General features: G+C 65.8%; 13 protein-coding genes and 1 pseudogene. 8 read left to right on the forward strand and 6 right to left on the reverse strand.

Features of this window, described 5'->3' with window-relative positions; translation table 11 throughout:
• Positions 1-95: 95 nt before the first annotated feature.
• From phaR to gluQRS, 3 genes are all read right to left on the reverse strand, one after another.
• Positions 96-593 carry a polyhydroxyalkanoate synthesis repressor PhaR gene (phaR, locus tag BM125_RS06035; protein WP_092405936.1) on the reverse strand — a complete coding sequence of 166 codons (498 nt, stop codon included), beginning with the start codon at positions 591-593 and terminating at the stop codon, positions 96-98.
• 186 nt (positions 594-779) lie between these two features.
• Positions 780-1,520 carry an acetoacetyl-CoA reductase gene (gene phbB, locus BM125_RS06040; RefSeq protein WP_092405938.1) on the reverse strand — a complete coding sequence of 247 codons (741 nt, stop codon included), beginning with the start codon at positions 1,518-1,520 and terminating at the stop codon, positions 780-782.
• Between the two features lie 74 nt (positions 1,521-1,594).
• The gene (gene gluQRS, locus BM125_RS06045; RefSeq protein ID WP_092405940.1) at positions 1,595-2,512 is read right to left on the reverse strand and encodes a tRNA glutamyl-Q(34) synthetase GluQRS; all 918 of its coding nucleotides are present in this window, start codon (positions 2,510-2,512) and stop codon (positions 1,595-1,597) included.
• Positions 2,513-2,624: 112 nt separating this feature from the next.
• Between gluQRS and htpX the strand changes: the two genes are divergently transcribed.
• Positions 2,625-3,503: a protease HtpX gene (gene htpX / locus BM125_RS06050; RefSeq protein ID WP_092405942.1), complete on the forward strand. Its 879-nt coding sequence runs from the start codon at positions 2,625-2,627 to the stop codon at positions 3,501-3,503.
• A gap of 44 nt (positions 3,504-3,547) precedes the next feature.
• On the opposite strand, the pseudogene BM125_RS06055 reads toward htpX, so the two are convergent.
• A pseudogene (locus tag BM125_RS06055) lies at positions 3,548-4,921 on the reverse strand (IS4 family transposase).
• Between the two features lie 353 nt (positions 4,922-5,274).
• On the opposite strand from BM125_RS06055, the gene BM125_RS06060 reads away from it, so the two are divergent.
• Positions 5,275-5,538: a hypothetical protein gene (locus BM125_RS06060; RefSeq protein ID WP_092405944.1), complete on the forward strand. Its 264-nt coding sequence runs from the start codon at positions 5,275-5,277 to the stop codon at positions 5,536-5,538.
• A gap of 278 nt (positions 5,539-5,816) precedes the next feature.
• Here BM125_RS06060 and BM125_RS06065 read toward each other — a convergent pair whose 3' ends face one another.
• Both BM125_RS06065 and epmB read right to left on the reverse strand, forming a co-directional pair.
• Positions 5,817-7,895, reverse strand: coding sequence for an EAL domain-containing response regulator (locus BM125_RS06065; protein WP_092405946.1), 2,079 nt, complete (start codon positions 7,893-7,895; stop codon positions 5,817-5,819).
• A 387-nt stretch (positions 7,896-8,282) separates the two neighbouring features.
• Positions 8,283-9,335: an EF-P beta-lysylation protein EpmB gene (gene epmB, locus BM125_RS06070; RefSeq protein WP_092405948.1), complete on the reverse strand. Its 1,053-nt coding sequence runs from the start codon at positions 9,333-9,335 to the stop codon at positions 8,283-8,285.
• A 90-nt stretch (positions 9,336-9,425) separates the two neighbouring features.
• Here epmB and efp point away from each other — a divergent pair, with 90 nt between their 5' ends.
• From efp to folE2, 6 genes are all read left to right on the forward strand, one after another.
• Entirely contained in the window at positions 9,426-9,992 is a 567-nt protein-coding gene (efp, locus tag BM125_RS06075; protein WP_092405950.1) for an elongation factor P, read from the forward strand.
• A gap of 10 nt (positions 9,993-10,002) precedes the next feature.
• Entirely contained in the window at positions 10,003-11,328 is a 1,326-nt protein-coding gene (locus BM125_RS06080) for a TRZ/ATZ family hydrolase (protein ID WP_092405952.1), read from the forward strand.
• 4 nt (positions 11,329-11,332) lie between these two features.
• Positions 11,333-12,037: a bifunctional 2-polyprenyl-6-hydroxyphenol methylase/3-demethylubiquinol 3-O-methyltransferase UbiG gene (gene ubiG / locus BM125_RS06085; protein WP_092405954.1), complete on the forward strand. Its 705-nt coding sequence runs from the start codon at positions 11,333-11,335 to the stop codon at positions 12,035-12,037.
• Complete coding sequence (locus tag BM125_RS06090; RefSeq protein ID WP_092405956.1) at positions 12,034-12,699, forward strand: HAD family hydrolase; 666 nt, start codon at positions 12,034-12,036, stop codon at positions 12,697-12,699. Before ubiG ends, BM125_RS06090 begins: the two co-directional genes overlap by 4 nt.
• Positions 12,700-12,704: 5 nt before the next feature.
• Positions 12,705-13,529 carry a squalene/phytoene synthase family protein gene (locus tag BM125_RS06095; RefSeq protein ID WP_092405958.1) on the forward strand — a complete coding sequence of 275 codons (825 nt, stop codon included), beginning with the start codon at positions 12,705-12,707 and terminating at the stop codon, positions 13,527-13,529.
• 106 nt (positions 13,530-13,635) lie between these two features.
• Positions 13,636-14,589 carry a GTP cyclohydrolase FolE2 gene (gene folE2 / locus BM125_RS06100; protein WP_092405960.1) on the forward strand — a complete coding sequence of 318 codons (954 nt, stop codon included), beginning with the start codon at positions 13,636-13,638 and terminating at the stop codon, positions 14,587-14,589.
• The last annotated feature ends 23 nt before the right edge of the window (positions 14,590-14,612 follow it).

A 14,612-nucleotide genomic window follows, 5' to 3' on the forward strand; every position in this document is an offset into this window, starting at 1 on the left:
ATGCATCCTGTCGATTCGGACGCAACGGTCACGGCTGCCGATCGTGCTGGCAGTTCGTCTGTGGGTCCGGGGGGAGGGATTTGCTGCGGGAGCTCTCAGGTCTTGCTGTCTTTCTTCGGCTTGGCCGGTGCCGCGCCCTGGCGAGCCTTGGCGACCGCATCGGTGAGGAATCCCTGCTGCACCGATTTCCACGCATCCATATTGCGTTCGGTCATGTCGTTGAGCATCGACCACGGGGTGCGTCCCATGATGTTGTTCAACTGGCTGCGGAACTGTTGCTGCTGGTCGAGGAAGACCTGCAGGCTCTTCTCGAGGTAGCTGCCCATGAACCCCTGCAGCGAGTCGCCGTAAAAACGGATGATCTGCGAAAGCAGTTGGGTGGTGAACATCGGCTGGCCGCGATCCTCGTGCTCGGAGATGATCTGCAGCAGCACGGAGCGGGTCAGGTCCTCGCCGGATTTGGCGTCGCGGACCTCGAACTGTTCACCATCGACGACCAGCTGCCGAACCTCTTCGAGCGTGATATAGCTCGAAATCTCGGTATCGTAGAGTCGACGGTTCGGATACTTCTTGATGATGCGGGATTCGGCCATCCAGCAACGCTAACAGATCGTGTCGTGCCGCACCAGTTTTATGCTGCGCAGCATCGAAACCGCGGTTCCAGGCCCGGGTCAGGGGCCCCCAGACGCCCCTGTCAGGGAGCCGGAGCGGGTCCGGCTCAATCCGTCGAATTGCTGCAGTACGGTGGAAGCAGGGTTCCTTCCACCGTCCGCAGCCCCTTACCAGCCCATGTAGTGGCCGCCATTGATGGACAGGTTGGCACCGGTGATCCAGGAGGCCTGTTCGGCGGTCAGGAAGCCGACCGCGTAGGCGATTTCCTCGGGCTCGCCGAGCCGGCCGACCGGGATCTGGGCGGCGATCTTGGCGCGCACGTCCTCGGGCACGGCGCGGACCATTTCGGTCAGCACATAGCCCGGGGAAACCGTATTGACCGTGATGCCGAATTTCGCGTTTTCCTGGGCCAGGGAGATGGTGAAGCCGTGCATGCCGGCCTTGGAGGCGGCGTAGTTGGCCTGGCCGTATTGCCCTTTCTGGCCGTTGATCGAACTGATCTGGACGATGCGTCCCCACTTGCGCGCGCGCATGCCGTCGATGACCGGGCGGGTCACGTTGAAGCAGGAATTGAGGTTGGTGTTGATCACTTCCTGCCACTGCAGTGCCGACATCTTGTGGAAGGTGGTGTCGCGGGTGATACCGGCGTTGTTGATCAGGATGTCGATCGGACCGAGCTGACTCTCTATTTCACGGACCATGGCCTCCGACGAGGCGACATCGGACACGTCGCCGGCAGCCAGGGCAAACTCGAAGCCGTCGGCCTTCTGTGCGGCCTGCCAGGCCTTGGCCTTGCCCTCGTCGCGGTAATTGGTGGCGACCCGGTGCCCCGCTTGCGCGAGATGTCGGCAGATGGCCGTGCCGATGCCGCCGATGCCTCCTGTTACCAGCGCTACTCGTGCCGTCATGCTGTTCTCCTCTCCAGTGGTGTATTTCTTGGCCGCACATTGGCGATTTGAAGATTGTGCCTGTCGGCCTCGCATTAGTCCTTCCGCAATGCGACATGCGTTTTGCGCTCGCATGGAATCCTGGCCGGGTCGAAGCGGTTCGCCGCAACGCGCAGAAATTCGCCGACGGTGGATTCCCGTGTGGCGTGCTGTCCGAGAAAGGCGAGGGCCGCGCGCAAGGCGGGCAGCGGGTCGGCCCGATCGACCGGACGGGCCAGGTCGTGCTTGCTGAGCTTTCGCCCTGAGGAGTCGAGTACCAGTGGCAGGTGCAGGTAGGCCGGTGTGGGCAGGCCGAGGGTACGTTGCAGATGGATTTGACGGGGCGTGGAATCGAGCAGGTCGGCGCCACGCACGATCTCGGTGACACCCTGGTCGGCGTCGTCGACCACGACCGCGAGCTGGTAGCTGTAGCAGCCATCCGAGCGGCGCAGGACGAAGTCGCCGACGCTTCGGGCCAGTTCCTGCGACTGCGCACCGCAGACGCCATCCTCGAAGTCGACGACGCTGGCGCCGACGCGCAGGCGCCAGGCCGGCGGCCGCCCGTCGGCCGCTCCCGACACGACGCAGCGCGATGGATGCACCCCACCGAATGCGGCGAGGTCGCCTCGGCTGCAGTGGCAGGGATAGGCGAGATCACGCTTGCGCAATTGCTCCAGCGCTCCTGCGTAGCGGACCGAACGTTCGCTCTGCACCAGCACCGGAGCGTCGGACTCCAGGCCGAAAGCCGCCAGGGTTTCGAGGATGTCCTCGGCGGCACCGGGGACGACCCGGGTCGTGTCGACGTCTTCCATGCGCACGATCCACGCACCACCTTGGGAACGCGCGCGCAGCCAACTGCCGAGCGCGGCCACGAGCGAACCGAAATGCAGGCGGCCGGTCGGCGAGGGAGCAAAGCGCCCGCGATGGGTTCCGCCAGGAGGCCGCTGGAGAACTCGGACGGGAACCTGGCTCACGGCTCGAGGTCAATACGCATGGTCTTGCCGTCGACTTGAATTCCCGGGCAGTCTACCCAAACTCCCGGGTGTCGAATGCTCGACACCACCCTGAATCCTGAGCGAGAACGCCATGCGTCGAGTCCTGTTGTTCATTGCAACGAATCTGGCCGTAATGGTTCTGTTGACGATCGTCGTCAAGCTGTTCGGCATCGACACCTACACCTATTCGCGCGCCGGCATCAATTTCAAGGGCATCCTCGTGCTGTCCGCCGTGATCGGCTTCGGCGGTTCGTTCATCTCGCTGGCGATGTCGAAATGGGTGGCCAAATGGCAGACCGGTGCCAGGGTGATCGAAAACCCGACCAATCCGACCGAATCCTGGCTGCTCTCGACCGTGCGCAGGCAGGCCGAGGGCGCCGGCATCGGCATGCCTGAGGTCGCCATCTACGATGCTCCGGAAATGAACGCCTTCGCGACCGGCGCAAGTCGCAACAGTGCCCTGGTCGCGGTCAGCACGGGCCTGCTCCAGCAGATGAGCAGGGACGAGGTCGAAGCGGTGCTGGCCCACGAAGTCAGTCACGTCGCCAACGGCGACATGGTTACGATGACCCTGCTTCAGGGCGTACTCAACACGTTCGTCATCTTCCTGGCCCGGGTCATCGGCACCGTGGTCGATCGCGCGATCAGCGGCAACCGCGACAGCGGTGGCGGCGGGCTGGCCTACTTCGCCATTGTCATCGTCCTGCAGATCGTGCTCGGCATGCTCGCCTCGCTCGTGGTCATGGCGTTCTCGCGTTGGCGCGAGTTCCGCGCCGATGCCGGCAGCGCCCGGTTGTCCGGCAAGGACAAGATGATCGCGGCCCTGGCGCGGCTTGCTCAGGGCCATGGCGAGAACAACCTGCCCAAGGCGATCCAGGCCTTCGGCATCGCCGGAGGCGGCATGCGCAAGCTGTTCTCGAGCCATCCGCCGATCGAGGAACGCATCGCGGCGCTGCGCACGGCGCAGTAGCGATCGGTGGGGCAAGAAAAAATCCCGTCTTGCGGGAATGGCACTTACTTGATACGAGCCGGATGACCATGCACAGGCGCGTATTCGCGCGCCGCAGGCCGCGGCTGCATCAGCAGCGGGTGGGTCTTGGGTCGTCGCTTCACGGTACGAGGCTTGCTGCTCCCCGGTCTTCGTCCGACGCGCCGTTGAGCAACGAGCAGCAGGATGACTTCGCTTGTCACCGCATTTCAATGACTCGCCCGCCACGCCAGTCATAGCTGTACGGCGTGCTTGAAGCTTCGCGGCGCGACGTCGGCGAGCAGTGCTGCGCGCGGCGTCAGGTCGCGCACCAGGTTGTAGGCGAGCAGGGAGATCCTCAGCTCCTTCATCGCCATCTCCAGCGTGCGACAACTCAGCGTTTGCATGCCCAGCGTGGTCTTGATGCAGCGCGGGTCCAACCCGCCGTGCCAGCGCTGCCGATAGCAGCACCTTGAGTTCGTCCTTCGGCGCCTGCCGCGGACACAGCAAGCGGGTCACGAGCAGCAGCTTGTCGCCGGTGCGTTGCTCGCGAACGGTCAGCGGTTCGGGGGCGGCGTAGTGTGCTTGCGACATCCATTCCGGCCGCGCGGTCGGCTGGCGCAGTTCGATGACATGATCCCGTTCGCCCAATCGTCGACCACAGCGAAAGTCGGTGCTGCGTCGGCGCGGTCCGAACTGCTCGAACAGTCGGTCGATGCCGCGACGCTGGAGTTCGGCGAGCAGGAAGTAGGTCGCGAAGAATGCGTCACCGAGCAGCACGTCGCCGGCCTGCGGGTGATCGAACAGCGAGCGCAGCAGGATCTGTTCGTCGTTACCCTTGCCCTGCGCCGGGCAGGCAGCGGTGTCGAGGACGGCGCCGCTGGACAGACACAGGAGCCCGGCAGAGGACACAGCTGAAGGCCCAGGCCGGGCTTCTGGCTGCGCGGCTGCGCGAAGGCGGCCTGGTTGGCCGCCATATCGGGCAAGGGAACGCACGATCCATCGACAAATCGCACCCGGCGTTCCTGCCAGTGGAAGCTGAGCGGAGCCTCGGCGCTCAGGTGATTTCCCGTGAAACGAAGCAAGGATTCCACCATGGCTTCGGGAAGACGTTGTCGTGCACGACAGAAGGCCCCGATCGCTGTGCTGCACGCCGACAGGCCGCCCGCCACGCGATGTGTCACGAAGGTATCCACGGCATGCTGGCAAGACCGATCCGCGCTCAGTGCCTGCGCCAGAAACATCGCCAGGATTTCGGTCGGCGGCAGCAGGCGCTCGCGATGCGCTGGCGGATGCGATTCGACCTTGTCGAGCATCGATAGATCGGCGACTAGGTCGAAGAACGCGTAGGCGTCGATCGAACGAAGGCCACGCTTGAGCGCGCGTCGTTGTCGCGCGCAGGCGCTGCGAACAGGATGCATGAGACCGGTTCCTATGCTCGCGGTGTTGTCTCGCAACTCCAACCTGGCATCGTGAGCGGGCTTTGCTTATGCAGTCAGAGGGTTGGCGCCAAGTCAGTGCCATTCCACACTGGCCCCTGTTTTCTTCCCTCGGGTCGAGGGCGACACCAAGATGCTCACCCAAGCGGCTGTACCCGATCCCTCCGAGTTCCTTCGCCGCCGCCGTTCGACCGGGGCATCGACCCAAGCGTGGCTGAGCTCTGGGCGGATAAGTGAACCTGACCCTGTCTTCCAGTCGAATGCAGGATAGGATGCGCACGCAGCCACCTCTCGTCCCTGCCCGGGACGATTCACCCAGTTGCAGGAGAGCCTCCATGCGCGTCTCGTCCACAGTGCTGTTGCTGGCCGTGCTGGGTGTCGCTGGCTGCGCAAGTGCCCCGAAGCACGAGGTGATTCCGGTACCGAATCCGCTGGCCGAGACCCGCTTCGAAATCGACGAGGCGCCGGATGGCTGCGAGCCTCGTTCGACGGCGCCCTGCTCGCTCGACAATCGCTGCCCGGTTCGCCCACGGCAGCCGCTGAAGTGCTACGGGCCCATCGTCACGCAGTTCTTCTGCTGCTGGAAGCAACCGTACTGAGTCGCCGCTGAGCCACGCACCGGGTCAGAGCACGTTGCGACCGGACGGCGACTCCGCGAAAGTCGCTCTAACCCGGTTCCTGCAAGCGCGCCCGGCCTCGGAACCGGAAAGTGAACCTGACCCGAATGGCACTGACTTGACGCCGTTCTGCAATAATGGGCGGCTCTTCTGTTCCATCAACTCAATCACTTGTGATTGCCCGGGCTGCGGGAAGCCGCTTGAGTCAGTGCCATTCCCGTCATGCGGGAGTTTTTCGGATGCAACCGGTTCCCGGCGATTCAGGTTCCGCCGAAATCGTAGGTCATGACCTGCTCGGGCTCCTGCAGGAAGTTGCCCTGCACGAAGTTGATGCCGCAGGAGAACAGGATCGACATGCTCGCCGCATCCTCGACGAACTCGGCGATGGTCAGCTTGCCGGCGTTGTGCGCCTGCTCGCACATGGCCTTGATGCGCTCCTGGTTTTCCTTGCTCTTCGGCAATTCGGCCATGTAGCTGCGATCGACCTTCAGGTAGTGCGCCGGGATGTGCTTGAGTAGCTGGAAGGAATTGAGCCCGGAACCGAACTGTTCGAGGGCGAAGCCGCAGTGCAGCTGCTCGAGTCCGCGGACGAAGGCGCGCGCCGGCTTGAGGTTGGTCACGACCTTGCTTTCCGGCATCTCGAAAACGAGGGCATCGCCCCGCTGGCGCGCGTTCTTCAGTTGCAGGGCGACCCAGGGCAGCAGGCCCTGGTCCTCCAGCGACTGCGGGGCGAGCTTGATGAAGAAGGTGGTCTTGCGCCCACCCTGTTCGCGTTCGGCCAGGGCACGGATGGCATTGGCGATGACCCAGCGGTCGAGCTGCGGCATCAGGCCATGCTGCTCGGCGATCGGCATGAAGAAGCCGGGCAGGATTTCACCCTTCGGTCCCTTCATGCGCAGCAGGATCTCGTAGTACTCGCCTTCGGCGCCCTGCAGGCTGATGATCGGCTGGAAATAGAGCACATAGCCGTCGTTGTCGAGCGAGTCCTTGATCAGCTTGAGCCAGTGCCGGTTCTTTTCGGCATCGGCTTTGTCCTTGGCCGCGGGGTCGAATACGCGGGCCATGTTGCCGCCTTCGGCCTGGATCGCGCGCAGGGTGACCGAGGCCTGGTCGAGTGCGGCGTTGCCATTGGCGGTCTTCTCTCCGATCAGGGTCGCGGCGACACTGATGGTCAGGTTGATCGAGTTCTTGCCAACTTCGAAAATGCGTTCCTCGAAGGCCTTGCGCAGCGTTTCGGCAAGCTGGCCGACGACTTCGGCGCTGCGATCATGGACCAGGATGCCGAAGGTGTGTTCACCGAGGCGGCCGGGTATGTCGCTCTCGAGAAGATGCCGGCGCAACAGGTTGGCCATGTCGCCGAGCAGGAGGTCGGTATTGCCGAGCCCGATGCCATCGAGCACGGTCTTGTAGTTGTCGAGCTCGAGCAGGATCAAGGCCTGTTCGGTCTTGCCCGAAGCGGCCGCCGCGGCGGCGCGATCGAGCTCGGTGGTCAGGTATTGGCGGTTGAAGAGCTCGGTGATCAGGTCCTTGGAGCGCAGCGCATCCAGTTCCTCAGCGATGCCGGGATCCGTCGCCTGCTGGCGGAACACGATCTGCTGGCAGGGCTCGCCTTCATAGATTGCCTCGGCGAACTCCATGACCGCATCGAAAATGGTGCCGTCGCCGCGTTGCGCCTTGAGGTTCAACTTCTGCGGCGGCCGCTCGCCCTTGGACAGGCGTTTGAGCAGCGACTTGAAGTCCTCGGCATCGTCGGGTGCGACCATGTCGAGAATCGACATGCTCTCGATGTCCTCGAAATCCTCGTAGCCGAAGGTCTCCAGGTAGGCGCGGTTGGCGCGCACGTGCATGCCCTCGTGGACGTAGGCGATCGGATCCCGCGAGGAGTCGAGCAGGTCGCTGCAGCGGCGTTCGGACTCGCGCAGCGCGTTTTCGAGGCGGCGCACGCTGCGCCGCGTGGTCAGCGATTCGAACTCGCGGCGCACGATCATCTGCAGGTGGTCGGCGCGGCCCTGCAGGGCGAGCGCGCGAGCGCCATCGCGAAAGGCCTCGACCACCGCGGCGTCGTCCGGTTTTGCGCCGTAGGCAATCAGGGCGATGTCCTTACCGGTGCGGTTCATGGCTTCGGCTGCCTGTCGCAACGGCAGGTCGCGGCTGCCGAGATTGGCCAGGATCAGATCGGGGGTCTGGCGTTCGAGCAGATCATCGAGTTCGGCCTCGTTGGCCGCCCGCGAGGGACGCACGGCAATACCGCCGTTGCGCAGCATGCTGATGATCTGCTCGGCCTCGTCGGCAGAGTCCTCGATCAGCAGCAGCTTGATCACATTGTCTGGTTTGGTCATGGATTACGCGCTTTCAGGGTAGGTGCGCACGGCACTGCCGGCCGAGGTGCGAGCCCAGACCAGGTCGGAAACTTGTACCGGAATCACTCGGGTATTTCCATACTCGACCGGACTTATTCGCAAATTCATCAAGCGAGGGCCTGAACATGCAGCGCAATCCTCATGGCACTCATAAGGCTCGCCACGAATGCGGCGTGGCGACGTGAAGGCGGGTGGCCGTGGCGTGCCACGCGGTGCCTTTGACAGCCTTCTGGACGCCACCCTAGTTCCATCGAATCAATCGCTTGGGCGATGCCAGCCTGCGCGCAGCTTCTTGTTGCGCCGCCGCCAGCCTGTCTGCGCCAACGCGCCGCGACCTGCACGCAGGCGGGTGTCGTGACGGTTGTGCTATGTGCGCAGAGCCTCCCTCGGCACCGGTGTCTTGCTGGCCGCTCCGGCCACTTCGCGGACCAGGCGCGGGACCAGATATCCCGGCAGGCGCTCGCGCAGGTCCGCGAGCAGGCCGGTGGCGCGATCCTCGGGCACTTCGAAATGGGCCGTTCCGCGCACTCTATCGAGCAGATGCAGGTAGTAGGGAAGCACGCCGCAGTCGAACAGGCGCTCGGAAAGGGAGGCAAGCGTTTCCACAGTGTCGTTGATCCGGCGCAGCAGGACCGACTGGTTGAGCAGGACCGCCCCGGCCCCGCGCATGGCCGCGCAGGCTTCCGCGACCGACTCGTCGATCTCGTTGGCATGGTTGGCGTGCACGACGACGACCTTCTGCATCGGCAGCCGTTCGAGCCAGTCGAGCCATTCCGCGTCCACGCGCTGCGGCAGGACGATCGGCAGGCGGGTGTGGATGCGCAGCCGCCGGACGTGCGGCAGTCCGCACAGGGCTTCGCCGAGCTCGGCCAGCTTGGGCGTGGACAGCGACAGCGGGTCGCCGCCGGACAGGATCACTTCGCTGATCGACGTATCGCCACGCAGGTGCTCGATGGCGGCGCCCCAGCGTGCGCTGGCTGCGGTCTGCTCGGCATAGGGGAAATGGCGCCGGAAGCAGTAGCGGCAATGGATCGCGCAGGAACCGGTGGCGATCAGCAGGGCGCGGCCGTGGTACTTCTGCAGGACACCGTGCCCGGTGCGCGCGGCCAGGTCGCCGACCGCATCGACGCTGAATCCGGGACTTTCGAGGAGTTCGCCCGCGCCGGGCAGGACCTGCAGCAGCAGCGGGTCCTCCGCATCGCCGTGGCGCATGCGCGCCACATAGCCCTGCGGCACGCGCAGGGCGAATCCGGTGTCGGCCGGGGCCAGCAGCCGGTCCGCGTGCCGGCCCAGGCCGAGCATCTCGAGCAAGGCCATCGGGTCGGTGATCGCCTCACGCCACAGGCGCTGCCAGCCGGGTCCGTCGTTGCCGGTCCGCGACGCAGGAATATGGGAGAAAAGCGGGCTTGCAGGTATCATTGTCGATCGGTCGCGGAAATTCCGCCCAGCGAATTCCCCATTCTAGCCGCTTTGCACGGGCGGCTATCCCTCTATCCACAGGAGCGCTCCATGGCTACACATGGAATGAACGACGTCAAGAACGGCCTCAAGATCATCGTCGACGGCTACCCATGCACGATCGTCGATACCGATTTCATCAAGCCCGGCAAGGGTCAGGCCTTCACCCGGGTCAAGTACCGCAACCTGAAGACCGGGCGCACGGTCGAGATGACGATGAAATCGACCGACACGGTCGAGGCCGCCGACGTCCTCGATACCGACATGGAATACCTCTACTCGGACGGCGAGTTCTGGCATTTCATGCACCCGACCACCCACGAGCAGATCGCCGCCGACGAAAACGCCGTTGCCGATGCGGCCAAGTGGCTGAAGGGCAACGAGATGGTCATCGTCACGCTGTGGAACGGCGCCCCGCTCAATGTGACCCCGCCGAACTTCGTCGAACTGCAGATCGTCGAGACCGATCCGGGCGTGCGCGGCGATACCTCGGGTGGCGGCGGCAAGCCGGCCAAGCTCGAGACCGGGGCCGTGGTCCGCGTTCCGCTCTTCGTCAACCAGAACGAAGTGATCAAGGTCGACACGCGCACCGGTGAGTATGTCGGTCGGGTCAAGTGATGCGGGCCGGATGACGGCTCCGCAGACCGTCGATCTGCTGATCGAGGCGCGCTGGGTCATCCCGGTCGAGCCGCACGGCACGGTCCTCGACGCGCACGCGGTTGCCGTCGATGACGACCGCATCGTGGCAATCCTGCCGATCGCCGAGGCGCGACGCCGCTTCGAGCCGCGCGAACGCGCCGAATTGACCGAGCACGCGCTGATTCCCGGGCTGGTCAACGCCCATGTGCACAATCCGATGGCCCTGATGCGCGGACTGGCCGACGACGTCCCGTTCGCGGTCTGGTTGCAGGAGCGGATCTGGCCGGCCGAAGCCAGGGTGATGGGGCCCGAGTTCGTCCGCGATGGCATCGAGCTGGCGATCGCCGAGATGATCCGTGGCGGTACCACCTGCTGCAACGAAAACTATTTCTTTCCCGACGTGCAGGCGGCGACCTATCGAAGACACGGTTTCCGTGCGCGCGTCGGTCTGCCGGTGATCGAGTTTCCGACCGCCTGGGCGCGCAGCCGCGATGAATATTTCGACAAGGCGCTGGCCGTGCATGACGACCTTCGCGACGACGCCTTGATCGGCACGGCCTTCGCGCCGCACGCGCCGTACACCGTTTCCGACGAAAGCTTCGAACGCATCCACCTGCTGTCCGACCAGCTCGACCTGCCGGTGCACCTGCACCTGCACGAGACGGCCGGGGAGATCAGCGACAGCCTGCGCGACCACGGCATGCGCCCGTTCGCGCGGATCAAGCAGATCGGCCTGGTCAACGAACGCCTGATCGCGGTGCACATGACCCAGCTGACCGACGCCGAGATCGCCGAGTGCGCGACCCGCGGCGTTTCGATCGTGCACAACGTCGAGTCGAACATGAAACTTCTCAGCGGATTCTGTCCGGCCGAGAAGATCCGTCGTGCCGGGGTCAATCTTGCGCTCGGCACCGATGGTTGCGCCTCGAACAACGATCTGGACCTGTTCGGCGAAATGCGCAGCGTCGCCCTGGTCGGCAAGCTCATCGCCAACGACGCCGCGGCGCTCGATGCGGCCAGCGTGCTGCGTGCGGCCACCTATGGCTCGGCGCGGGCGATGGGCTGGAGCGAGCGGATCGGCACGATCGAAGTCGGCAAGCAGGCCGACCTCGCCGCGGTCCGGCTCGATGCGATCGAGACCCAGCCGGTCTACAACGTCATATCCCAGCTGGTCTATGCCGCCGGTCGCCACCAGGTCAGCGATGTCTGGATCGCCGGCGTGCGCAAGCTGCGCGATCGCGTCCTCGGCGGATTCGACCTGGTCGAGCTGCTCGAGCGGACTCGGCGCTGGCGCGACCGCATCGCCACGGCATGACACGATGAACACGGGCAACGTCAATCCGGCCGAAGTGGCCAAGTTCGAGCGCCTCGCCAGTCGCTGGTGGGACAGCGAGGGCGAATCGCGTCCCCTGCACGATCTGAATCCGGCCCGGCTCGGCTATATCGCCGAACGGGCGGTTCTCAACGGAGCCCGGGTCGTCGATGTCGGCTGCGGCGGCGGCCTGCTCAGCGAGGCGATGGCGCGGGCCGGTGCCGACGTGATCGGCATCGATCTCGCCGCTGCCGTGCTCGAGGTGGCCCGACTGCACCTGCTCGAGAGCGGGCTCAAGGTCGACTATCGCGAAACCAGCGCCGAGACGCTCGCGCAGACGATGGGTGGACAGTTCGACGTGGTCACCTGCCTCGAGATGCTCGAGCATGTGCCGGATCCGGCCAGCGTCATCGGCGCCTGCGCCGATCTGCTGCGGCCCGGCGGCCGCCTGTTCGTGTCGACCCTGAACCGCACCCCGCGATCCTTCGTCACCGCCATCGTCGGCGCCGAACATGTATTGCGCCTGTTGCCGCGTGGCACCCATCACTATGCGCAGTTCATCAGGCCGTCCGAACTCGGCGCCGACCTGCGCGCCGCCGGCCTGCTCCTCGAGGACCTGCGCGGCATCGGTTACAACCCGCTGACCCGCAAGGCCTGGCTCAGCGATTCGGTTGCTGTCAACTACCTGGCCTGCGCCGTCAAGCCGGCATGAATGCAACGCCGGCGGTGCAGGCCGTCCTTTTCGATCTCGACGGCACCCTGGCCGACTCGGCACCGGACCTGGTCGCGGCCCTGGCTTCGCTGTGTGTCGAAATCGGCCACGCCGAGCCGGATCCCGTCGCGGTAAGGCGGGTCGTCTCGGCCGGCGGGCGCGCGATCCTGCGCTGCGGCTTGCCGGGCATCGAGGAACCCCAGGTCGAAGCCCTGCTGCCACGGTACCTCGATCTCTATGCGGCGCGTGGCAACGCCTCGACCCGGCTCTACGAGGGCATCGACGAAGTGCTGCGCGATCTCGAAGGGCAGGGCATCGCCTGGGGCATCGTCACCAACAAGGTCGGCTGGCTGGCCGCTCCGGTGGTCGAGAAGCTCGGCCTGACCCGGCGCTGCGGTGCGCTGGTCGCCGGCGATACCCTGGCCAGGCGCAAGCCCGATCCCGACCCGGTCCTGCATGCCTGCGCCCTGCTCGAGGTCGATCCGGCGCGTACCCTGTTCGTCGGCGACGACCTGCGTGACATCGAGGCCGGCCGCGCCGCCGGCACGCGCACGATCGCCGCGGCCTGGGGCTATCTGAATGGCGGCGACCCGGCTGACTGGGGCGCCGATGCGATCGCGGCCACGGTGGCCGCCTTGCCCGCGGTCCTGCGCCTGGATTAGGCGCCGTGACCGTCGAGGCACTGTCGAGTTTCGAGGCGAAGTGGGCGCTGGCGCATCCCGAACTGCCGCTGGCCCTGCGTTTTGCCTCGGCGTCGCAACGCCCGCTGATTTCCGCACTGGCCTGCCTCGGCCATGAAATCGCCCATGCCGCATTGCGCATCGATGAACCCGAGGTCGCCAGCACCAAACTGCACTGGTGGAGCGAAGAGCTGGCCGCGCTGCCGGCCGGAGGTTCGAGGCATCCGCTGACCGGCGTCCTCGCAGGCCATGCGCCGACGCGGTCGCTGGGCGCCGGAACCTGGTCCGCGCTCGTCGAGGCGGCGATGGCCCTGCGCGAGGCCGGTCCGGCTTCGACCCTGGAGGAACTGCTGGCCCGCTATCGCGCTTTCGATCTGCCGCTGGCGCGGGCCGAGGCAGCCATCCTGGAGCGCATCGACATCGATGCTACGGCGCAGGCGATGAGTCTGTCGCGGGCCCTGCATGAAACCATCCGGCTTCGCGAAGCGCTTGCCGGATCCGGCCTGCCGCTGCCGCTCGATCTGCTCGCCCGGCACGGCCTCTCGCGCGCCGAACTGGGTCGTACGCATGCCGAACGCGATGCCGCCCTGCGCGAGCATTTCGGCGTCCTGGCCTCGGCCCTGGACGCCAGCGACCACCGGCGCCTGTCGGCGCTGACCGCGATCACCGTGCATGTCGGCGGGCGGCGCGCGCGTCGCGCCGCGCGCGCACGCGATCCCCTTTCCATGGTCGCCCGCGACCTCGATCGCCTGCCGCTTTCGAGCGCATGGGCCGGGTGGCGGGCGGCGCGTCGCCTGCAAGCCGGGGCCTGATCCCGTACCCTGTGCGGCCTTGATCGGGGCGACGGACCACCCCACATCCTCGTTTCGGTGCCGGTGATCCGCGGCGCCGATCCGATCAGACAAGCGGGTAAACCAGATGACGACAACGCCGAACACCGCACGCGTGATGCCCGATATCGCCGCCGAGGCCGATGCCGGCAACGCCGGCCGCCTCGACTGGGTCGGCATGGACGAAATCGCCGTGCCGGTCCGCCTCGCCGGGGGCCATGGCGATATCGTGCAATCGCCGGCGCGCGTGGCCGCGCATGTCAACCTCAAGCGTGCCGACGTTCGCGGCATCCACATGTCGCGCCTGTATCTGCATGTCGATCGGCACCTGTCCAGCGAACCGCTGACGCCGTGTTCGCTGCGCCGCCTGTTGCGTGATTTCCTCGAATCGCATGCCGATCTGTCGGATCGCGCACGGATCAGCGTGCGCTTCGACCACATGGTCCGGCGCCCGGCGCTGGCCAGCGACAACAGCGGCTGGAAGACCTATCCGGTGGTCATCAACGCGAGCATGCAGGACGGTGCATTCGCCTTCGAACTCGAGACCGAAGTCCTCTATTCGAGCACCTGTCCGTGCTCGGCGGCGCTCGCCCGGCAACTGATCCAGGAGCAGTTCGAGGCCGACTTCGGCAAGGATAGACCGCTGGATCGTGGTGCGGTCCTGGAATGGCTCGGCAGCGAAGCCGGAATCCGGGCCACGCCGCACAGCCAGCGCAGCAGCGCGCGCGTGCGCGTGCGCCTGGCCAGCGCTTTCGAGTTTCCGATCATCGACCTGATCGACCTGGTCGAGAACGCGCTGCAGACGCCCGTGCAAACGGCGGTCAAGCGCGAGGATGAACAGGCCTTCGCCCTGCTCAACGGGCAGAACCTGATGTTCTGCGAGGACGCCGCACGACGCATGCAGCGCGCCCTCGACGGCGACGAGCGCATCGTCGATTTCTGGCTGCGCGCCGCGCACCTCGAAAGCCTGCATCCGCACGATGCGGTGGCCTATGCGACCAAGGGCGTCGAGGGCGGCTACACAGCCGACAGCGCCCGCTGAGGGAACCTCGAGGCCCCGTCCAT

The organism is Dokdonella immobilis (assembly GCF_900115085.1).
Taxonomy (GTDB): Bacteria; Pseudomonadota; Gammaproteobacteria; order Xanthomonadales; family Rhodanobacteraceae; genus Dokdonella; species Dokdonella immobilis.